The 21,817-nt window shown below is 61.8% G+C and carries 18 protein-coding genes; 15 read left to right on the forward strand and 3 right to left on the reverse strand.

Features of this window, described 5'->3' with window-relative positions; genetic code table 11:
* Positions 1-101 precede the first annotated feature (101 nt).
* Genes MA884_RS15345 through MA884_RS15355 form a run of 3 tightly spaced genes read left to right on the forward strand, consistent with a single transcriptional unit; the run spans position 102 to position 3,681 of the window.
* Complete coding sequence (locus MA884_RS15345; protein WP_256231316.1) at positions 102-2,003, forward strand: sensor histidine kinase; 1,902 nt, start codon at positions 102-104, stop codon at positions 2,001-2,003.
* Positions 2,000-3,328, forward strand: coding sequence for a sigma-54 dependent transcriptional regulator (locus MA884_RS15350; RefSeq protein ID WP_256231317.1), 1,329 nt, complete (start codon positions 2,000-2,002; stop codon positions 3,326-3,328). The genes MA884_RS15345 and MA884_RS15350 overlap by 4 nt, the downstream gene beginning before the upstream one ends.
* A gap of 26 nt (positions 3,329-3,354) precedes the next feature.
* Positions 3,355-3,681 (forward strand): GlpM family protein, encoded by a 327-nt coding sequence (locus MA884_RS15355; RefSeq protein ID WP_256231379.1) that lies wholly within the window; start codon positions 3,355-3,357, stop codon positions 3,679-3,681.
* 150 nt (positions 3,682-3,831) lie between these two features.
* On the opposite strand, the gene MA884_RS15360 is transcribed toward MA884_RS15355, so the two are convergent.
* Together MA884_RS15360 and MA884_RS15365 are read right to left on the reverse strand one after the other, a co-directional pair.
* Complete coding sequence (locus MA884_RS15360; RefSeq protein WP_256231318.1) at positions 3,832-4,446, reverse strand: NAD(P)-dependent oxidoreductase; 615 nt, start codon at positions 4,444-4,446, stop codon at positions 3,832-3,834.
* 239 nt (positions 4,447-4,685) lie between these two features.
* Complete coding sequence (locus MA884_RS15365) at positions 4,686-5,564, reverse strand: MBL fold metallo-hydrolase (protein WP_256231319.1); 879 nt, start codon at positions 5,562-5,564, stop codon at positions 4,686-4,688.
* Between the two features lie 112 nt (positions 5,565-5,676).
* Between MA884_RS15365 and MA884_RS15370 the strand changes: the two genes are divergently transcribed.
* The 8 genes from MA884_RS15370 (at position 5,677) to MA884_RS15405 (ending at position 15,898) form a co-directional block, all read left to right on the forward strand.
* Positions 5,677-6,582 (forward strand): LysR family transcriptional regulator, encoded by a 906-nt coding sequence (locus tag MA884_RS15370; RefSeq protein WP_256231320.1) that lies wholly within the window; start codon positions 5,677-5,679, stop codon positions 6,580-6,582.
* A gap of 216 nt (positions 6,583-6,798) precedes the next feature.
* Positions 6,799-8,307 carry a sigma-54-dependent transcriptional regulator gene (locus tag MA884_RS15375; protein WP_256231321.1) on the forward strand — a complete coding sequence of 503 codons (1,509 nt, stop codon included), beginning with the start codon at positions 6,799-6,801 and terminating at the stop codon, positions 8,305-8,307.
* A 430-nt stretch (positions 8,308-8,737) separates the two neighbouring features.
* Positions 8,738-9,121, forward strand: coding sequence for a glycine cleavage system protein GcvH (gene gcvH, locus MA884_RS15380; RefSeq protein ID WP_256231322.1), 384 nt, complete (start codon positions 8,738-8,740; stop codon positions 9,119-9,121).
* A gap of 10 nt (positions 9,122-9,131) precedes the next feature.
* The gene (gcvP, locus tag MA884_RS15385) at positions 9,132-11,981 is read left to right on the forward strand and encodes an aminomethyl-transferring glycine dehydrogenase (RefSeq protein ID WP_256231323.1); all 2,850 of its coding nucleotides are present in this window, start codon (positions 9,132-9,134) and stop codon (positions 11,979-11,981) included.
* Between the two features lie 186 nt (positions 11,982-12,167).
* Positions 12,168-13,544 carry an L-serine ammonia-lyase gene (locus MA884_RS15390; RefSeq protein WP_256231324.1) on the forward strand — a complete coding sequence of 459 codons (1,377 nt, stop codon included), beginning with the start codon at positions 12,168-12,170 and terminating at the stop codon, positions 13,542-13,544.
* A 39-nt stretch (positions 13,545-13,583) separates the two neighbouring features.
* Positions 13,584-14,708 (forward strand): glycine cleavage system aminomethyltransferase GcvT, encoded by a 1,125-nt coding sequence (gene gcvT / locus MA884_RS15395; RefSeq protein ID WP_256231325.1) that lies wholly within the window; start codon positions 13,584-13,586, stop codon positions 14,706-14,708.
* A 393-nt stretch (positions 14,709-15,101) separates the two neighbouring features.
* Positions 15,102-15,314, forward strand: coding sequence for a cold-shock protein (locus tag MA884_RS15400; protein WP_256231326.1), 213 nt, complete (start codon positions 15,102-15,104; stop codon positions 15,312-15,314).
* A gap of 95 nt (positions 15,315-15,409) precedes the next feature.
* Positions 15,410-15,898 (forward strand): RDD family protein, encoded by a 489-nt coding sequence (locus tag MA884_RS15405; RefSeq protein ID WP_256231327.1) that lies wholly within the window; start codon positions 15,410-15,412, stop codon positions 15,896-15,898.
* Between the two features lie 185 nt (positions 15,899-16,083).
* Here the strand turns inward: MA884_RS15405 and nadA are convergent, their stop codons facing one another.
* A complete protein-coding gene (gene nadA / locus MA884_RS15410; protein WP_122569375.1) occupies positions 16,084-17,142 on the reverse strand; it encodes a quinolinate synthase NadA in 1,059 nt (352 codons plus the stop codon).
* Positions 17,143-17,591: 449 nt separating this feature from the next.
* On the opposite strand from nadA, the gene MA884_RS15415 reads away from it, so the two are divergent.
* The 4 genes from MA884_RS15415 to copD are packed head-to-tail and all read left to right on the forward strand — an operon-like array spanning position 17,592 to position 21,616.
* On the forward strand, positions 17,592-19,325 hold the full coding sequence (locus MA884_RS15415; RefSeq protein WP_256231328.1) for a copper resistance system multicopper oxidase: 1,734 nt from the start codon (positions 17,592-17,594) through the stop codon (positions 19,323-19,325).
* 10 nt (positions 19,326-19,335) lie between these two features.
* Positions 19,336-20,238, forward strand: coding sequence for a copper resistance protein B (locus MA884_RS15420; RefSeq protein ID WP_256231329.1), 903 nt, complete (start codon positions 19,336-19,338; stop codon positions 20,236-20,238).
* A 60-nt stretch (positions 20,239-20,298) separates the two neighbouring features.
* The gene (copC, locus tag MA884_RS15425) at positions 20,299-20,685 is read left to right on the forward strand and encodes a copper homeostasis periplasmic binding protein CopC (protein ID WP_256231330.1); all 387 of its coding nucleotides are present in this window, start codon (positions 20,299-20,301) and stop codon (positions 20,683-20,685) included.
* A 1-nt stretch (position 20,686) separates the two neighbouring features.
* Positions 20,687-21,616, forward strand: coding sequence for a copper homeostasis membrane protein CopD (gene copD / locus MA884_RS15430; protein ID WP_256231331.1), 930 nt, complete (start codon positions 20,687-20,689; stop codon positions 21,614-21,616).
* Positions 21,617-21,817 lie beyond the last annotated feature (201 nt).

Below are 21,817 nucleotides of genomic sequence, written 5' to 3' on the forward strand. Positions count from 1 at the left end.
CTTGATGTTGACTGTCAGTCCGCTATCGCGAGCAGGCTCGCTCCCACAAGGGACTGCGCTGATACTTCGGTAAGTGTTGTGGTTGACCCAAGGCTTCTGTGATGAAATGCGACCCCACTCTCTATCGCGCCGCGCCGCCATCACTCGCCGTGAAGCCCCGTCTGATTCGCCATCTGTTCCTGCCGCCGCTGATCATTGCCCTGATGATCGGCCTGGGTTACCTCGGCTTCTGGATCAGTGAGCACTACGGCATTCGCAACCTGGGCGAGAACGGTGAGCGTCAGCTGGAGCTGCACGCCCGCGCGGTCGAGAGCGAGATCAGCAAGTACACCTACCTGCCGAGCCTGCTGGAGCTTGAGTCCAGCGTTTCGCAACTGCTCGACGACCCGACGCCCGAGCACCGCAAGACTGTCAACGAATACCTCGAAGGCCTGAACCGGCGCAGCCGCAGTCGGGCCGTGTACGTGATGGACACCACAGGCCGGGTCATGGCGACCAGTAACTGGCGCGACGTCGACAGTTACCTGGGTGAAGACCTGTCCTTTCGCGCCTATTTCCAGAACGCCGTACGCGGCCAACCGGGGCGCTTCTATGGCATCGGCAGCACCAGCGGCGAGCCTGGCTACTACCTGGCCCATGGCCTGGAACAACAGGGCAAGATCATCGGCGTCGCCGTGGTCAAGGTGCGCCTCGAAGCCATGGAAGAACGCTGGCAGCGAGCGCGCCTGGAAGCTTTCGTCAGCGACGAGAATGGCATCATCATTCTGTCCAGCGACCCGGCGCGCCGGCTCAAGTCCGTGCGCCCGCTGAGCGACGAAACCAAGGAACGCCTGGCCCGCAGCCTGCAATATTACTGGTTCCCACTGAACGAGCTGATTCCCCTGGCTCGGGAACGGCTGGCCGAAGGCATGGAAAAACTGACCTTCCCGGCCAACGCCGAACTGGTGTCCGACGAACGGGCCATCAGTTACCTGTCACAGACCCGCCCCTTGAGCGACACACCCTGGAATTTCACCCTGCTGACGCCACTTGAAGACCTGCGTCGCCAGGCGATCAACCAGGGCATCCTGGTGGCCGTGGCCTTCGCGCTGGTGGCGTTCCTGCTGATCGCCTGGAACGAGCGACGCAAGGTTATCGCCACCCGTCTCGCCGCCCGGGAAGCCTTGCAGGAAGCCAACAACCAGCTCGAACGTCGGATTACCGAACGCACCACCGACCTGCGGGCCAGCAACGAACGGCTCAAGGGTCAGATCCGCGAACGGCGGCAGGCCGAAGAGACCTTGCGCCGGGCCCAGGACGAACTGGTGCAGGCCGGTAAACTCGCGGCCATCGGCCAGATGTCCACCAGCATCGCCCATGAACTCAACCAGCCGCTGGCCGCGCTGCGCACCTTGTCCGGCAACACCGTACGCTTCCTGGAGCGTGGCCAGCTGGATATCGCCAGCGCCAACCTCAAGACCATCAACGACCTGATCGACCGCATGGGCCGGATCACTGCCAGCCTGCGCTCCTTTGCCCGGCGCGGGGACGACCAGGGCCGGGCCAGCCTCGGCAAGGCGGTCGAAGCCGCGCTGCAACTGCTGGGCGGCCGCCTCGAAAGCCTGAACATCGAAGTGCATGCCGGTTTTGACGATGTACAGGTGCAGATCGACCAGACGCGCCTTGAGCAGATTCTGGTGAACCTGATCGGCAACGCCCTGGACGCCATGCAGACCCAACCCGAGCCGCGGCTGTGGCTTGAAGGCAATGCCTCGGATGGCAAATATCGCCTGCGAGTGCGGGACAACGGTCATGGCATCGATCCCGAGGCGCGCAAGCATCTGTTCGAACCCTTCTTCACCACCAAACCCGGCGAACAGGGCCTGGGCCTGGGCCTGACCCTCTCGGCGAGCCTGGCCGCCGCCGCGGGCGGGCATCTGGGGGTCGAACATCCGACCGAAGGTGGAACCACGTTTGCCCTCAGTTTACCGTTGGTAAGCCCTTTACCTGCCGAGCAGCCATGAACAACGACCTGAGCGTACTGATCGTCGAAGACGACCCCCATGTCCTGCTGGGTTGCCAGCAGGCCCTGACCCTGGAAGACATTCCCTGCATCGGCGTGGGCAGCGCCGAAGAGGCCCTGGAGCGGGTCGGCGATGACTTTGCCGGCATCGTCATCAGCGACATTCGCCTGCCGGGCATCGATGGTCTTGAGCTGCTGACCCGCCTCAAGGCCCGGGACCGCAGCCTGCCGGTGGTGCTGATCACCGGGCACGGGGACATCTCCATGGCCGTCGGCGCCATGCAAAAAGGTGCCTATGACTTCATGGAGAAACCCTTCTCCCCCGAACGTCTGGTGGACGTCGCACGCCGCGCCCTGGAGCAGCGCAGCCTGGCCCGGGAGGTTTCATCGCTGCGTCGGCAACTGGCCGAACGCGACTCTCTGGAAGGCCGGATCATCGGCCGCTCACCGGCCATGCAACACCTGCGAGAGCTGATCGCCAACGTGGCCGACACCTCGGCCAACGTGCTGATCGAAGGTGAAACCGGCACTGGCAAGGAACTGGTCGCGCGCTGCCTGCACGATTTCAGCCGACGTCACAGCAAACAATTCGTCGCGCTCAACTGCGGCGGCCTGCCGGAGAACCTGTTCGAAAGCGAGATTTTCGGCCACGAAGCCAATGCCTTTACCGGCGCTGGCAAACGGCGGATCGGCAAGATCGAGCACGCTGACGGTGGGACGCTGTTTCTCGATGAAGTGGAAAGCATGCCCCTGCCCTTGCAGATCAAGTTGCTGCGAGTGTTGCAGGAACGCACCCTTGAGCGCCTGGGTTCGAACCAAAGCGTGGCCGTGGATTGCCGGGTCATCGCCGCCACCAAGTCCGACCTGGATGAACTGGGCCGGGCCGGACAGTTTCGCAGCGACTTGTACTACCGCCTCAACGTGGTGACCCTGGAACTGCCACCACTGCGCGAGCGCCGCGAAGACATTCTGCAATTGTTCGAGCACTTTCTTCAGCAGTCGTCCCTGCGCTTCGACCGTACGGTGCCGGAGCTGGACAACCAGACGCTGTCCAACCTGATGAGCCACGAATGGCCGGGCAACGTGCGGGAACTGCGCAACGTCGCCGAGCGTTATGCACTCGGCCTGCCGGCCTTCAAGAAGTCGGGGGCCAGCGGCGCCAGCCAGGGCCTGGCCTTCGCCGAAGCGGTGGAAGCCTTTGAACGCAACCTGCTGGTGGACGCCCTGCAACGCAGCGGTGGCAACCTGACCCAGGCCAGTCTCGAGCTGGGCATGGCCAAGACCACGCTGTTCGACAAAGTCAAAAAATATGGCCTTAGCCATTAACCTGGGGCAGTAAACCTGTGGACCTTATTTTCAAAGCAGCGCTGGGTGCAGCCGTGGTGGTGATCCTGGCGATGCTCGCCAAGACCAAAAACTATTACATCGCCGGGCTGGTGCCGTTGTTCCCGACCTTCGCCCTGATCGCCCACTACATTGTTGGCAAGGGCCGGTCGGTGGACGACCTGAAGACCACCATCGTGTTTGGCATGTGGTCGATCATTCCCTACTTCGTGTACTTGGCGACACTGTATGTGATGGTCGACCGTATGCGCCTCGAGGCTTCGCTGGCCGTGGCGGCAGTGGCGTGGCTGATGGCGGCGACGGTACTGGTCAGCGTGTGGATGAGAATCCCGTAGGAGCTGCCGAAGGCTGCGATCTTTTGATCTTGATCTTGATCTTGATCTTTCGCTCGCGACTCAATTGCCAGGGGCAAGATCGCAGCCTCGTTGCACTCGGCAGCTCCTACAGTTCGCGCAGGTCAGAGAGGTCGTGCAGGTCGTGCAAGATCAATAACCGACGGTAAAGCGCTGCCGCGAAAACTGCGGCGTCTCCACTTCATCGATCATTGCAATGGCGTAATCGGCAAAGCTGATCCAGCTACGCCCGGTGGCGTCGAACAGCAGGTGATCCTTGCCAATACGGAACTGACCGGTGCGCTCGGTCTCGACGAACTCCGCCGAGGGCGAGAGGAAGGTCCAGTCCAGGTCCTGTTCCTTGAGCAGCACATCCAGGAACAATGCACCGGCGCTGGCTTCGGCGAGGTATTCCTCCGGGAAGCCTTCGCTGTCGATCACGCGACTATTGTCCGGCAGCAGCAACGAACCGGCCCCGCCCACCACCAGCAAGCGCTTGACCCCGGCGGCTTTCACCGGCGCAACGAGCTTGTCGGCCGGCACGGTGGCGAAATGGGCGGCGCAGATCACCACGTCGTGCCCGTCGATGGCGGCTATCAACGCCTCGCTGTCCAATACGTCCAATTGCTTACTGACCACTCCGGCCCTTTCGCCGATTTTCGCGGTGTTACGGGCAATGGCCGTCACGCTGTGACCACGGCGCAAGGCCTCTTCCAACAGTTGGCTGCCAGCGCGCCCGGTGGCGCCGATGATTGCGATTCTGCTCATGGTGTTCTCCAGTGATCACACATAGGGGCTATTGAAGCTGTTGCTTGAAAGCGTCTTGGCGTCATGAACACGTTTGTGGCGAGGGAGCTTGCTCCCGCTCGGCTGCGAAGCAGCCGCAAAACGGCTCATGCGGTGTATCAGGTGCAACCTGTTTGCTGGCATTGGGGCCGCTTCGCAGCCCAGCGGGAGCAAGCTCCCTCGCCACAAAAAGCGCATCCGCTACCCTGGAATCAGGGTTGTCACCACTTCATCTCGCCCTTCACCACCTTGGCACTCAGTTCCAGGGAGCTGTCTTCACCCAGGTCCGGATATCGCAGTTTCATGGCGCTGATCAGCGCGGCGGAATCCTTGGCCTTGGCGGTTTCTTCGTCGAAGGCCTTGATGTAACCGGCGGTGAAACGCACCGGGGCCAGGGAACGGGCGCTGTCACCCAAGTAGTGACCCGGAATCACCGTGCTCGGTTGCAGTTTTTCAATGCCTTCCAGAGTCGCCAGCCAGTCCTTGTGGGACTGCGGCGTCTGCGTGTCGGCCATCCAGACGTGAATGTTCTCGGCCACCACCACGCCGCCGACCACGGCCTTGATCGACGGGATCCACACGAAGCTGCGGTCCGGTTGCGGGCCATCAAGACCAATGACCTGCAAGCGCTTGCCCTCCAGGGTCAGACTATCGCCCTGGAGTACCTGAGGCACAATCGCTTTAGTCGGCGCCTCGGCCTTGAGGATCGGCCCCCAATATTTCAACTTGCCGTCCATGGTGTGCTTGATGTGTTCGACGGTCGGCGCAGACGCCAGCACCTTGGCATCCGGGAACGCGGCGGTCAGGGTCTCCAGACCAAAATAGTAGTCGGGATCGCCATGGCTGATGTAAATCGTGGTCAATTGTTTGCCGCTGGCGCGAATCTTCTGCACCAACTGTTCGGCCTGGGACTTGCCGAACTGGGCGTCCACCAACACCACCTCTTTTTCCCCACTGACCAATACCGAGGTCACCGGGAAAATTGCCGCCGCGCCGGGGTTGTAGACATCCAGCGCAAGCTCGGCTGCCCAGCTGTTGGCCGCCAAAACCATCGAAGCGCTTGCCAGCAGCAGACGCTTGAATAAGGTGGATCCGATCATGTTGTGCTCCGTTGTGCAAAGGCCCGATTGGGAATGAACGGAGCTTAGTGACCTGACTCGTTTCAAAAAATGCGATGCTTGGACATAGTTTGTTTCTGAAATCGGGCAAATCATGGATCGTCTACAAGCAATGCAAGTGTTCGTCGCCGTGGTGGAACTGGGCAGTCAGTCGGCGGCGGCCGAGCACCTGGACCTGTCACGACCGGTGGTCTCACGGTATCTGGCGGAACTGGAAGACTGGGTCGGTGCCCGGCTGATGCACCGCACCACCCGCAAGCTGAGCCTGACGGCTGCGGGTTTGGAAACCCTGCCGCGCTGTCGGCAGATGCTGGAACTGTCCGGCGACATGCAGGCCGCCGTCAGTACGCCGAACGACGCGCCACGGGGCATGCTGCGCATCAGCGCCAGCACCTCGTTCGGCCAGGCCCAATTGGCGGTGGCCATGGCCGAGTTCGTCAGGCGCTATCCAGGGGTCAGCATCGACCTGCAAATGCTCGATCGCACGGTGAACCTGGTGGACGAACGCATCGACCTGGCGATCCGCATGAGCAACGACCTTGACCCGAACCTGATTGCCCGACGCCTGACGGTTTGTCGCTCGGTGATCTGCGCCTCGCCCGCTTACCTGCGCGAACATCCGGCGCCACGGCGGGTCGAGGACCTGAGCCGGCACAACTGCCTGACCCACTCCTACTTCGGCAAGAGCCTGTGGCATTTCGAGCAGGACGGCGAACAGGTCTCAGTGCCGGTGCAGGGCAACATCAGCGCCAACGAGGCCAGCACCCTGCTGCGAGCCACCATGGCCGGCGCCGGCGTGGCGATGCTGCCCAGCTACCAGGCCGGGGCGCACATCCAGAGCGGCGAGCTGATCCGCCTGCTGACCCACGCCGAACCGCGCCGGATGAACATCTACGCGGTGTATGCCTCACGCAAACACATGCCGTCGGCGCTACGCAGCCTGCTGGATTTTTTGGTGCTCAAATTTCCCGAAACGCCGGAGTGGGATGTGGGGTTGTAAACCATATTGGCCTCATCGAGATCCCTGTGGGAGCGAGCCTGCTCGCGATGCGCATTAGCATTCAACACAGAGGCTGACTGATTCACCGCTATCGCGAGCAGGCTCGCTCCCACAGGGGTTCTCTGTACAGCCTCAAGTCATGCACCAGGATTTCACCAATAGCCCGCCCCAAGGCATACTTGCCACCCTCCGCATTCCAGAACCCAGAACCGCCCCATGCGTATCCACGTCAGTTTCATCGACCGCGTCGGCATTACCCAGGAAGTCCTGGCCTTGCTCGGTGGGCGCAATCTCAATCTGGATGCGGTGGAGATGGTGCCGCCCAACGTCTACATCGACGCCCCGACCCTCAGCCCGCAGGTGCTGGACGAATTACGCGAGGCGCTGTTCAGCGTGCAGGGCGTGCAGGCGGTTACCGTGGTGGACATCCTGCCGGGCCAGCGTCGGCACTTGCAGCTCGACGCCCTGCTCGCGGCCATGACCGACCCGGTGCTGGCCCTGGACAGCGCTGGCAACGTATTGCTGGCCAACCCGGCGCTGATCGCCCTGTATGGGCGTGAACCGGCCGGGGAAAGCGTGGCCGAGTTGTTCGGTGACAAAGCCTTGCTGGGCACCCTGCTGGAGAACGGCTTCCGCCTGCCGCTGCGGGAAATCACCCTCAACGGCCAGACCTTGATGCTGGACGCCACGCCCATCACCAATGCCGGTGCGTTGCTGACCCTCTATCAGCCAAATCGCATCGGCGAACGCCTGTCCGCGCTGCACCACGACCACGCTGAAGGGTTTGACGCGCTGCTGGGCGAATCCCCGGCGATCCGCACCCTCAAGGCCCGGGCCCAGCGAGTGGCAACGCTGGATGCGCCTTTGCTGATCCAGGGCGAAACGGGCACCGGCAAAGAGCTGGTCGCCCGGGCATGCCACGCCATCAGTGCTCGTCATGGCGCGCCGTTCCTGGCCTTGAACTGCGCCGCGCTGCCGGAAAACCTGGCCGAAAGCGAACTGTTTGGCTACGCCCCCGGCGCCTTCACTGGCGCGCAACGGGGTGGCAAGCCGGGGCTGATGGAACTGGCAAACCAGGGCACGGTATTTCTCGATGAAATCGGCGAGATGTCACCCTACCTGCAAGCCAAACTGCTACGGTTCTTGAACGATGGCAGCTTCCGCCGGGTCGGCGGCGACCGGGAAATCAAGGTGAACGTGCGGATCCTCAGCGCGACCCACCGCAACCTGGAAAAAATGGTCAGCGAAGGCTCGTTCCGCGAAGACCTGTTCTATCGCCTGAACGTGCTCAACGTCGAAGTCCCGCCGCTACGTGAGCGCGGCCAGGACATCTTGCTGCTGGCGCGCTATTTCATGCAGCAGGCCTGTGCGCAGATCCAGCGCCCGGTCTGCCGCCTGGCGCCTGGCACCTACCCGGCGCTGCTGGGCAACCGCTGGCCGGGCAACGTGCGGCAACTGCAGAACGTAATCTTCCGGGCCGCAGCCATTTGCGAAAGCAGCCTGGTGGACATTGGCGACCTGGACATTGCCGGTACCTCCGTAGCGCGCCAAGGTGACGTGGAAGTCGAGAGCCTTGAACAAGCTGTCGAAGCCTTCGAAAAACACCTGCTCGAAAGCCTCTACGTCACCTACCCCTCCACCCGCCAGCTCGCCAGCCGCCTGCAAACCTCCCATACCGCGATTGCCCATCGGCTGCGCAAGTACGGGATTTCCGGCAAGCTGTAAGCCACCGCCGCCCCCCTGTGGGAGCGAGCCTGCTCGCGATAGCGGTGTATCAGTCAACATCAGTGCTGGCTGACCCACCGCTATCGCGAGCAGGCTCGCTCCCACATTGGGCCTGCGGCGCCTTTGGAACCTGGCTCAAAACCGACCTCCACCTGTACTGAAAGCGCTACAGCGGAACGATATCGATACACTTGCCGCTAAGCCGCGCCGCGCAAGGCTTTGATCCCACAACGATTTTTTCCAGGCGCACAGCTGTAGCGATTTCGCTACAGCTCAATACGTTTAGCTTTCGACAGAACAAAGCAACTCATTGATATTTAAGTATTTATTAGCATTGGCCGCATTCTTGCTAAGGATATAACCATTCGGCCGGGCCAAGCCCCGCGCCTTTCTTCGCGTCCACCAGACGAATCTGGCCCCAGGAGTTTCCATGAGCGAGTTGCGTTTCACTGAAGATCACGAATGGCTGCGCACTGAAGCCGACGGCAGCGTTACAGTCGGTATCACGGCGTTTGCCCAGAACGCCTTGGGCGATGTGGTCTATGTTCAGTTACCGGAACTGCAAAGCTACGCCAAGGGTGACGAAGCCTCTACCGTGGAATCGGTGAAAGCCGCCAGCGGTGTGTACATGCCGCTGGACGGTGAAGTGCTCGAAGTGAACCCGGCCCTGGAAAGCAATCCGGAACTGGTCAACGAAGATCCGATGGGCGCAGGCTGGTTTTTCCGATTCAAGCCCGCCGACGCCAGCCAAGTTGGCCAACTGCTGAATCAGGACGCCTATGACCGCCTGATCAAAGCCAACGCCGAAGCCTGAGGAGCCCAACATGACCGTTAATCTCGGCACCGCCAACGAATTCATCGCCCGCCACATCGGCCCGCGGGCCAGCGACGAGCAAGCCATGCTCGAGCGCCTGGGCTACGACTCCCTGGAAGCGTTGAGCGCCAGCGTAATTCCCGAATCCATCAAGGGCACCGGCGTGCTGGACATGGGCGACGGCCAGAGTGAAGCCAATGCACTGGCCTCGATCAAGGCCATCGCCGACAAGAACCAGCTGTTCAAGACCTACATCGGCCAGGGCTACTACAATTGCCACACGCCGGCGCCGATCCTGCGCAACCTGCTGGAGAACCCGGCCTGGTACACCGCCTACACCCCTTACCAGCCGGAAATTTCCCAGGGCCGTCTCGAAGCACTGCTGAACTTCCAGACCCTGATCAGCGACCTCACCGGCCTGCCGATCGCCAACGCCTCGTTGCTGGACGAAGCCACCGCCGCCGCCGAAGCCATGACCTTCTGCAAGCGCCTGAGCAAGAACAAGAGCAGCAATGCCTTCTTCGCCTCGCGCCATTGCCACCCGCAAACCCTTGACGTGCTGCGCACCCGTGCCGAGCCCTTGGGCATCGACGTGGTAGTGGGCGACGAACGCGAACTGACCGATGTCAGCAGTTTCTTCGGCGCGCTGCTGCAATACCCGGCCAGCAACGGCGACCTGTTCGATTACCGCGAACTGACCGAACGCTTCCACACCGCCAACGCCCTGGTCGCCGTTGCCGCAGATCTGCTGGCCCTGACCCTGCTGACCCCGCCGGGTGAGTTCGGCGCCGATGTGGCCATCGGCAGCGCCCAGCGCTTCGGCGTGCCCCTGGGCTTCGGCGGCCCGCACGCGGCGTATTTCTCCACCAAGGATGCCTTCAAGCGCGATATGCCCGGGCGTCTGGTGGGTGTTTCCGTGGACCGTTTCGGCAAGCCGGCCTTGCGCCTGGCGATGCAGACCCGCGAACAACACATCCGCCGCGAGAAAGCCACGAGCAACATTTGCACCGCCCAGGTCTTGCTGGCCAACATCGCCAGCATGTACGCCGTGTACCACGGCCCTCAAGGCCTGGCGCAAATCGCCAACCGCATTCACCACCTCACCGCAATCCTCGCCAAGGGCCTGGGCGCGTTGGGCCTGGCTGTCGAACAAGACAGCTTTTTCGACACCCTGACCCTGCACACCGGCGCGCAAACCGCCGCCCTGCACGACAAGGCTCGTGCCCAGCGCATCAACCTGCGTGTGGTGGACGCTGAACGCCTGGGCCTGTCCCTGGACGAAACCACCAGTCAGGCTGACGTCGAAACGCTGTGGAGCCTGTTGGCCGACGGCAAGGCGCTGCCGGACTTTGCCGCCCTGGCTACCACCGTGCAAAGCCGTATCCCAGCCGAACTGGTGCGCCAGTCGGCGATCCTCAGCCACCCGGTGTTCAACCGCTATCACTCCGAAACCGAGCTGATGCGCTACCTGCGCAAGCTCGCCGACAAGGACCTGGCCCTGGATCGCACCATGATCCCGCTGGGTTCCTGCACCATGAAACTCAACGCCGCCAGCGAAATGATCCCGGTGACCTGGGCCGAGTTCGGCGCCCTGCACCCGTTCGCCCCCGCCGAACAGAGCGCCGGCTACCAGCAACTGACCGACGAACTGGAAGCCATGCTCTGCGCCGCCACCGGTTACGACGCGGTGTCGTTGCAACCCAACGCCGGTTCCCAGGGTGAATACGCCGGTCTGCTGGCGATCCGCGCCTATCACCAGAGCCGTGGCGAAGACCGTCGCGATATCTGCCTGATCCCATCGTCGGCCCACGGCACCAACCCGGCCACCGCCAACATGGCCGGCATGCGTGTCGTGGTCACCGCCTGCGATGCCCGCGGCAACGTCGACATCGAGGACCTGCGGGCCAAGGCGATCGAACACCGCGAACACCTCGCGGCGCTGATGATCACCTACCCGTCCACCCACGGTGTGTTCGAAGAAGGCATCCGCGAAATCTGCGGGATCATTCATGACAACGGCGGCCAGGTGTACATCGACGGCGCCAACATGAACGCCATGGTCGGCCTTTGCGCGCCGGGCAAGTTCGGCGGCGACGTGTCGCACCTGAACCTGCACAAGACCTTTTGCATTCCTCACGGTGGCGGCGGCCCGGGTGTCGGCCCGATCGGCGTCAAGTCCCACCTGGCACCGTTCCTGCCGGGCCATGCCAACATGGCGCGCAAGGAAGGCGCGGTGTGCGCGGCGCCATTTGGCAGCGCAAGCATCCTGCCGATCACCTGGATGTACATCCGCATGATGGGCGGTGCAGGCCTCAAGCGTGCCTCGCAGTTGGCAATCCTCAACGCCAACTACATTGCCCGCCGTCTGGAAGAGCATTACCCGGTGCTCTACTCCGGCAGCAACGGCCTGGTGGCCCACGAATGTATCCTCGACCTGCGCCCGCTCAAGGACAGCAGCGGCATCAGCGTCGATGACGTGGCCAAGCGCCTGATCGACTTCGGCTTCCACGCCCCGACCATGTCGTTCCCAGTGGCCGGTACACTGATGATCGAGCCGACCGAAAGCGAATCCAAGGAAGAACTGGACCGCTTCTGCGACGCCATGATCTGCATCCGCGAAGAAATCCGCGCGGTGGAAAACGGCAGCCTGGACAAAGACGACAACCCACTGAAAAACGCCCCCCACACCGCCGCGGAAATCGTTGGCGAGTGGACCCACCCCTATAGCCGCGAACAAGCGGTGTACCCGGTGGCGTCGTTGATCGACGGCAAATACTGGCCGCCGGTGGGCCGGGTCGACAACGTGTTCGGCGACCGCAACCTGGTCTGCGCCTGCCCGTCGATCGAAAGCTACGCTTAACCTGAGCGGAGGGCGATCTACCAGCCCTCCGAATCCTCTGTGGGAGCGAGCCTGCTCGCGATAGCGGCGTAACAGCCAATAGAGATGTTGCCTGACACTCCGCTATCGCGAGCAGGCTCGCTCCCACAAGGATCTATGCCAGACCTTAAACCGTCGATCCTCATAAAAAGAAACCGGAGAAACACCATGTCGTTAAGCGTGTTCGACCTGTTCAAAATCGGCATCGGCCCCTCCAGTTCCCACACGGTCGGCCCGATGCGTGCCGCTGCCCGTTTCGTCGAAGGGCTGCGTCGTGATGACCTGCTCAACACCACCGCCAGCGTCAAGGTCGAGCTCTATGGCTCACTCGGCGCCACCGGCAAAGGCCACGGCAGTGACAAGGCCGTGCTGCTGGGTCTGGAAGGCGAACACCCGGATACCGTGGACACTGAAACGGTCGACGCCCGCTTGCGAGAAATCCGCAGCAACGGGCGCCTGAACCTGCTGGGTGAACATTGCATTGAATTCAATGAAAAACTGCACCTGGCGATGATTCGCAAGCCGCTGCCTTTTCATCCCAACGGCATGATCTTCCGCGCCTTCGATGCGGCGGGCCTGCAGGTGCGCAGCCGCGAGTATTACTCGGTGGGCGGCGGTTTTGTCGTCGACGACAGCGCTGCCGGCGCCGACCGTATCGTCGAAGATGCCACCCCGCTGACCTTCCCGTTCAAAAGCGCCAAGGACTTGTTGAGCCACTGCACCACCTATGGCTTGTCCATCAGCCAGGTGATGCTGACCAACGAAAGCGCCTGGCGACCCGAAGCCGAAACCCGCGCCGGCCTGCTGAAAATCTGGCAGGTGATGCAGGATTGTGTGGCGGCCGGCTGCCGCAACGAAGGCATCCTGCCGGGCGGACTGAAGGTCAAGCGCCGGGCAGCGGCGCTGCACCGTCAGTTGTGCAAGAACCCGGAAGCTGCGCTGCGCGACCCGCTGTCGGTGCTGGACTGGGTCAACTTGTATGCCCTGGCCGTCAACGAAGAAAACGCCTACGGCGGCCGCGTCGTCACCGCCCCGACCAACGGCGCGGCGGGAATCATCCCGGCCGTGCTGCATTACTACATGCGCTTCATCCCTGGGGCCAATGAAGACGGCGTCGTGCGGTTTCTGTTGACCGCTGCCGCCATCGGCATCCTGTACAAGGAAAACGCCTCCATCTCCGGCGCCGAAGTCGGTTGCCAGGGCGAAGTCGGCGTGGCCTGTTCCATGGCCGCCGGCGCCCTGTGCGAAGTGCTCGGCGGCAGCGTGCAACAAGTGGAAAACGCCGCCGAGATCGGCATGGAACACAACCTCGGTCTGACCTGCGACCCCATCGGCGGCCTGGTGCAAGTGCCGTGCATCGAGCGCAACGCCATGGGCTCGGTGAAAGCCATCAATGCGGTGCGCATGGCCATGCGCGGCGACGGGCATCACTTCGTTTCCCTCGACAAAGTCATCCGCACCATGCGCCAGACCGGCGCCGACATGAAAAGCAAATACAAGGAGACCGCCCGCGGCGGTCTGGCGGTCAACATCATCGAATGCTGATGCGCCTGCCTCACTTCTACATTTTTCCCAGGAGCTGATATGTCCACCGAACAACTGCTGAAGACCCCATTGCACGCTCTGCATCTCGAACTCGGCGCCCGCATGGTGCCGTTCGCCGGCTATGACATGCCGGTGCAATACCCATTGGGCGTGATGAAAGAACATCAGCACACCCGCGATCAGGCCGGGCTGTTCGACGTGTCCCACATGGGCCAGATCCGCCTGAGCGGCGCAGACGCCGCCAAAGCCTTGGAAACCCTGGTGCCGGTGGACATCATCGACCTGCCGGTGGGCATGCAGCGCTATGCCATGTTCACCAACGAGAACGGCGGCATCCTCGACGACCTGATGGTCGCCAACCTGGGCAACGACGAGCTGTTCCTGGTGGTCAACGCGGCCTGCAAGGACCAGGACCTAGCCCACCTGCGCGCCCATATCGGCGACCAGTGCAGCATCGAGCCACTGTTCGAAGCCCGCGCCCTGCTCGCCCTGCAAGGCCCGGCCGCCGTCACCGTGCTTGCACGCCTGGCGCCAGACCTGGCGAAGATGACCTTCATGCAGTTCCAGCGCGTCACGCTGCTGGGTATGGACTGCTTTGTCAGCCGTTCGGGCTACACCGGTGAAGACGGTTTCGAGATCTCGGTGCCCGCCGCCGGTGCCGAAAAGCTGGCCCGCGCCCTGCTGGCCGAACCGGAAGTGGCCGCCATCGGTCTCGGCGCCCGCGACTCCCTGCGCCTGGAAGCCGGCCTGTGCCTTTATGGGCACGACATGAACACTGAAACGACCCCGATCGAAGCCAGCCTGCTGTGGGCGATCTCCAAGGTCCGCCGCGCCGACGGCACCAGGGCCGGTGGCTTCCCGGGGGCTGAAACCGTGTTCGCCCAGCAACAGAGCGGCGTGAATCGCAAACGTGTCGGCCTCCTGCCCCAGGAACGCACACCGGTGCGCGAAGGCGCCGAACTGGTCAATGACGCGGGCCAGATCATCGGAGCCGTGTGCAGCGGCGGTTTCGGCCCATCGTTGGGCGGCCCCTTGGCCATGGGTTATCTGGACAGTGAATACGTTGCACTGAACACACCGGTTTGGGCCATGGTGCGTGGGAAAAAGGTGCCTTTGCTTGTAAGCAAAATGCCATTCGTCCCACAACGCTACTACCGGGGATGATTGACTGTTTCTATAAGTAACGCGGCTACGTTATACGTGCACTAATGTGTAACGTAACCGCCATAAAAAGGTGCATCTACTCGATATTGAAATTGCACCTCTAACGTTGAAAACAATTGAACTAGCCTATCGAATAAGCCCAAGCCCGCAGCCCCTGTAAACACCAGAATGCTTAGCAAATACGGGGCCTTCAGAGGGGGTTGTTTTTTTGTTCATAGTTGGCGTAAAGTTTGGTCACTGTGTTTGCATGGGTCGCTTGGAATCGTGACCTGGGCAGTAGCTTATGAAGTTCGCTACATCCCGCTCGACGTCTCTTACTTTCCTGCAACCCAGCCCCAGTACTCTTTCATGTGAAAGAGGCTGTCATTAATTTAGCGTCAAGGAAATAAGAAAATGGCTGAGCGTCAGAGCGGTACCGTCAAGTGGTTCAACGACGAGAAAGGTTTTGGTTTTATCACGCCTGAAAGCGGTCCGGATCTGTTCGTGCATTTCCGCGCCATTCAGGGCAACGGCTTCAAGAGCCTGAAAGAAGGCCAGAAAGTCACTTTCGTTGCAGTGCAGGGCCAGAAAGGCATGCAGGCTGACGAGGTTCTAGCCGAAGGCTAAGCTTTCGAGAAACTAAAAAGCCCCTGATTGATATCAGGGGCTTTTTTATGGGCGTAAATCCGTAAAATGGGCTTCTTTTTTCGTCCGAGACTGTCATGCCCAAACACCTGCTCATCCCGCAAGGCGAGTTCCCTCCCGTCGGCCTGGGCCGTCGCCTGGCAGCGATGTTTTATGACTTTTTGCTGTGCACGGCGCTATTGATCGTCACCGGTGGCGTCTACAAGATGATTCAGATGGCGATCATCGGCGAAGAAAAAATGCGCGCACTCACGGACGCCGGCGCACTGGACGGCGACCCGCTGCTGTCTACCGTGCTGCTTTTCGTGCTGTTCGGCTTCTTCGCCAAGTTCTGGACCCACAACGGCCAGACCCTGGGCATGCAGGTGTGGTGCATTCGGGTACAGAACGCCGATGGCACGGCTATCAGCCTGTGGCAGGCACTGTTGCGATTTGTTGTGTCGATCGCGTCATTGCTGCTGGTGGGACTGGGCTTCATCTGGTCGCTGTTCGACAAGCGCAAGCGCACCTGGCATGACATCTACTCGGATACGCAGTTGGTGCGGGTTCCCAAGAATACCAAGTAGCTCCCGAGGGCCAAACAGCTTTTGTGGCGAGGGGGCTTGCTCCCGCTTCGACTGCGTAGGAGCTGCGTAGGAGCTGTCGAGTGCAACGAGGCTGCGATCTTTATCCGCCCCAATTGAGTCCAGAGCGAAAGATCAAAAGATCAAAAGATCGCAGCCTTCGGCAGCTCCTACACGCAGCCCAACGATCAGGCATTTCCCGCCAGCTTCATCCGCGCCGCCTGGGTGAAGTCCAGCATGCGCTTGAGCGGGCGAATGGCCTGGGGGATCAGCGCCGGGTCGACGAATATTTCGTTGGCGCCTTCCTGCAGGCTCTTGAGCGTACGCTCCAGGGTATTCATCGCCATCCACGGGCAGTGCGCGCAACTGCGGCATGCCGCGCCGTTGCCGGCCGTGGGGGCTTCGATGAAGACCTTGTCGGGGCACAACTGCTGCATCTTGTAGAAGATGCCACGGTCAGTGGCGACGATCAGCGTTTTGTTCGGCAGGCTTTGGGCCGCGGCGATCAACTGGCTGGTGGAACCCACCGCGTCGGCCAGTTCAATCACCGAAGTTGGCGACTCGGGGTGCACCAGGATCGCCGCGTCCGGGTACAGCGCCTTCATGTCCTCCAACTGCTTGGACTTGAACTCCTCGTGGACGATGCAAGCGCCATCCCAGAGCAGCATGTCGGCACCGGTCTTGCGCTGGATATAAGTACCCAGGTGCTTGTCGGGGCCCCAGATGATCGTCTCGCCGTTGTCCATCAGGCTCTCGACGATTTCCAGTGCGCAACTGGACGTCACCACCCAGTCGGCCCGGGCTTTGACCGCCGCCGACGTGTTGGCGTACACCACCACGGTACGCTCCGGGTGCTGGTCGCAGAACGCCGAGAACTCGTCCACCGGGCAACCCAGGTCCAGGGAGCACGTGGCTTCCAGGGTCGGCATCAACACGCGTTTTTCGGGGTTGAGGATCTTGGCGGTTTCGCCCATGAACTTGACCCCGGCCACCACCACGGTCTTGGCCGGATGGGCGTTGCCGAAGCGGGCCATTTCCAGGGAGTCGGACACACAGCCCCCGGTCTCTTCGGCCAGGGCCTGGATGATCGGGTCGCAGTAGAAGTGCGCGACCAGCACTGCATCCTGAGCCTTGAGCTCGGCGGCGATGGCGGCGCGGTACCAGGCCTCTTGCTCGGCGGTCAGCGGCTTGGGCTGTTTGGCGTCGAGATGGGCCTGAACCAGAAGGCGTTCGGAAATTTGCGTCATGTTCGCAAGACCTGCAGGCGCGTTTGCGCGAAAGTCGAGTATACACCCGGCTCCGGACCACTCGGGTACCGCCGGGAAAGTGGGTATCAATCAGGCACGGTATAGCGTGAAGCCGGCAAGGCTACAGAATAACCCGCCGTTGCAAAAGATCATTCTGATCTGTGCCCGGCCGGCCAGTTAAAGGCAGCCGAGCCGAACACAACAGCTGTGGTGAGAGATTTATCTGTGGGAGCAAGGCTTGCCCGCGATGAAGGCGATGCGGTCTTTCAGAAATCGAGGCGTCTGTTTCGCGAGCAAGCTTTGCTCCCACAGACAAATCCACTGGCCGGAAGGTCGTGCTCAAGGATTGTTCCACCCCCGCCAACCTGACTGAAATGTAATCACCCGCCCTTCCCGCCTGTGTCATCTTCTTTTCAAACCTGCAAATCGACTGACGGATTTCAAACGGCATGCAATCAACTACTTCCCGGCGAACCTTCGTAAAAGGCCTGGCTGCCGGCGGCATCCTGGGTGGCCTGGGCTTGTGGCGAGCGCCGGTCTGGGCGGTGACCAGCCCGAGCCAACCCAACGTGCTGACGGGCACTGAGTTCGACCTGTTTATCGGCGAGAGCCCGGTCAACTTCACCGGTAATCCGCGCATCGCCCAGACCATCAACGGCGGCATTCCCGGCCCGCTGCTGCGCTGGCGCGAAGGCGACACCGTGACCCTGCGGGTACGCAACCGTTTGAAAGACTCAACCTCCATCCACTGGCACGGCATTCTGCTGCCGGCCAACATGGACGGCGTACCGGGGCTGAGCTTCAAGGGCATCGAGCCTGATGGCATGTACGTCTATCAGTTCAAGGTCCGGCAAAACGGTACTTACTGGTACCACAGTCATTCCGGTTTCCAGGAACAGTCCGGGGTCTACGGCCCATTGGTGATCGATGCCAGGGAGCCCGAGCCCTTCCAGTACGAGCGCGACTACGTGGTGATGCTCACCGACTGGACCGACGAAGACCCCGCCGATGTCATCCGCAAGCTCAAGAAACAGTCGGATTACTACAACTACAACAAACGCACCGTCGGTGACTTTATCGACGATGTCGGCAAGAACGGCTGGGCCGCCACCGTGGCCGATCGCAAGATGTGGGCCGAAATGAAGATGAATCCCACCGACCTGGCCGATGTCAGTGGCGCCACCTACACCTACCTCATGAACGGCCAGGCACCGGACATGAATTGGACCGGTCTGTTCAAACCCGGCGAGCGACTTCGCCTGCGCTTGATCAATGGCTCCGCCATGACCTATTTCGACGTACGCATTCCCGGCCTGAAAATGACCGTGGTGGCGTCCGACGGGCAGCACGTCAAGCCGGTGAGCGTCGATGAGTTGCGCATCGCCGTGGCCGAAACCTATGACGTCATCGTCGAGCCAAGCGAAGAAGCCTACACGCTGTTTGCCCAATCCATGGACCGCACCGGCTACGCCCGTGGCACCCTGGCGACCCGTACTGGTCTCTCGGCAGTGGTGCCGCCGCTGGATCCGCGACCGCTGGTCACCATGGACGACATGGGCATGGGCGGTATGGATCACGGATCGATGCAGGGCATGGCGGGTATGGATCACAGTCAAATGGCGGGAATGGACCACGGTTCCATGCAAGGCATGGACGACGGGCTGTCCCATCCAGACTCCGAGAAAGACAACCCGCTGGTGGACATGCAGGCCATGAGCGTCGCACCCAAGCTCGATGATCCAGGCATGGGCCTGCGCAACAACGGTCGCAAGGTGCTCACGTACTCGGACTTGCGCAGTACCTTCCCCGACCCGGACGGCCGCGAACCGGGCCGCACCCTCGAATTGCACCTGACCGGGCACATGGAAAAGTTCGTCTGGTCATTCAACGGCGTGAAGTTCTCCGACGCCGCGCCGCTGTTGCTCAAGTACGGCGAGCGCCTGCGCATCGTGCTGATCAACGACACCATGATGACTCACCCCATCCACCTGCACGGTATGTGGAGCGATCTGGAGGACGAGGACGGCCAGTTCATGGTGCGTAAACACACCATCGATGTGCCGCCGGGCACCAGACGCAGTTACCGGGTCACCGCCGACGCCCTCGGACGCTGGGCATATCACTGCCACCTGCTGTTCCACATGGAGATGGGAATGTTCCGTGAAGTTCGGGTGCAGGAATGAGGAGCCGACCATGACCAGTGTTTTTCACTACCCCTTGGCACTTATTGCCAGCCTCACCCTGGGCGCCACTGGCTCGGCCTGGGCCGCGAGCGATGACATGCAAGGCATGGATCACAGTCAGATGCAGGGGATGGACCATAGCCAGATGCAAGGCATGGACTCGATGCAGGGCATGGAATCCATGGAGTCAGCCCCCACCACCAGCCGCACGCCGATCCCCGAGCTGACCGCGGCCGACCGCGCCGCCGTCTTTGAAGACCACGGCGGCCACGCGGTGCATGACAGCGCGGTCAATTCGTTCTTCCTGATCGATCAACTGGAATGGCAGGACGCCGATGATGGCAGCGCCCTGAGCTGGGACGCCTCGGGCTGGATCGGCGGCGACATCGACCGTTTGTGGCTGCGCTCCGAAGGCGAACGCAGCAACGGCAAAACCGAGGAAGCCGAGCTTCAGGCCCTCTGGGGCCACGCCGTCGGCCCCTGGTGGGACGTGGTCGCCGGTGTGCGCCAGGATTTCAAGCCGGGCGATCCGCAAACCTGGGCCGCGTTCGGCGTACAAGGCATGGCGCTGTACAACTTCGAAGCCGAGGCCACCGCGTTCATCGGTGAAGGCGGTCAGAGTGCGCTGCGCCTGGAGGGCGACTACGACATCCTGCTGACCAATCGTCTGATCCTGCAACCCACCGCCGAAGCCAACTTCTACGGCAAGAACGATCCCGATCGCGGTGTCGGCTCCGGGCTGGCGGACACTGAGGTGGGTGTGCGACTGCGCTACGAAATCCGCCGCGAGTTCGCCCCTTACATCGGCGTCACCTGGAACCGCGTCTACGGCAACACCGCCGACTACGCCCGCGAAGAAGGCGAAGACCGCAGCGAGGCACGCCTGGTGCTGGGCGTGCGCATGTGGTTCTGAGGGTGTTTGTCATCGCAATCAACCAAAAAAACTAGAAACCTGTGCTGTAGGAGTCCTTGCATGTCATTTATCAGAACCGCTGTAGTTACCGTCGCGTTGTCCACAGGCCTGTTGATCAGTGGCCTGGCCCAAGCGCACCCAAAGCTGCTTTCCTCCACGCCCGCCGAAGGTGCTGAAGGTGCGGCGCCGGCAAAAATCGAACTGCATTTTTCCGAGAATCTGATGACCAAATTCTCCGGCGCCAAGCTGGTCATGACCGGGATGCCCGGCATGTCGGCGCACTCGCCCATGCCCATGAAGGCCAAGGTCTCCGGCAGCGACGATCCCAAAACCATGGTCATTACCCCGAACGCCCCGCTCACCGCCGGCACCTACCAGGTCCAGTGGCGCGCGGTGTCGTCCGATACTCATCCGATCACCGGCAATGTCACGTTCAAGGTGAAGTGACTTGAGCGGCTCGATCAACATCGATCTGCTCAACATTGTCCTGCGCTTGGCGCTGTACCTGGATTTGATGTTGTTGTTCGGCCTGGCGGCTTTCGGTCTGTATAGCTTGCGCGGCCCAGAACGGATCTCGGGCGTGGTGGTGCATTTCAGGGCACTTCTGCTGACCACAGCGCTGTTCGGCCTGCTGCTGTCCGCGGCCGCCATGCTGTGCATGGCCTGGGCCATGAGCGGTGTCACCGACTGGAACGAGCTGTTGCCGCATATCGAAATGATGGTGTTCGAGACCGACGTGGGTTTGAGTTGGAGTGTTCGGATCGCGGCGCTGTCGCTGGCGACAATAGCCGCGGCCCTGAACCACCCGGCACCGACCGCCAGCTTGTGGCTGGTCACCCTGAGCGGTGCCGTGGCCCTTGCGACACTGGCCTGGGCCGGACATGGCGCCATGGACGAAGGCCAGCGCCGGAACTGGCACTTCATCACCGATTTTATGCACCTGTGGGCGGCGGGCGGCTGGGTGGGCGCCCTGGCTGCATTTGCCCTGCTGCTTCGCCAGGCTGAGCGCCGTCTGCCGGTCCTGACGCGAACCCTGACCGGGTTTGAAACCGCCGGCGCGGTGATTGTGGTGGTGATCAGTGTGACAGGGGTGGTGAATTATCTGTTCATCGTCGGCCCCCGCGTCGACGGGCTGCTCGACGGCACCTACGGCCAACTGTTGGCACTGAAAGTCGTCTTGTTCGCGGCAATGCTGGTGTTCGCCTCGCTGAACCGCTTTCATCTCACGCCCTTGCTGGAACAGGCCCGGCAGACCGGCGAGCACCGCGCTGCGGTCAATGCCCTGCGACGCAGCATGGTTCTGGAGTTGTCCGTAGCGGTGGCAATACTGGCGTTAGTGGCGTGGCTGGGAACGTTGAGCCCGGAGATGGACTACTGACAGGCTGCCAGGGAATGTCCAATCAACCAGCAGTTCTGTGTGGGTGCGCTTGCTCGCGAAGAGGCCTTCACATCCAATATTGAGGCAAGCTGACCCACCGCCATCGCGAGCAAGCTTTGCTCCCACAGAGGACATGTCGGTGGTCGGGAAATCGAAGGCTGTCGCGGTTCAATGTGGGAGCAAAGCTTGCTCGCGAGGACT

The sequence above is a fragment of the Pseudomonas sp. Q11 genome (genome assembly GCF_024494355.1).
GTDB classification, from domain to species: domain Bacteria; phylum Pseudomonadota; class Gammaproteobacteria; order Pseudomonadales; family Pseudomonadaceae; genus Aquipseudomonas; species Aquipseudomonas hefeiensis.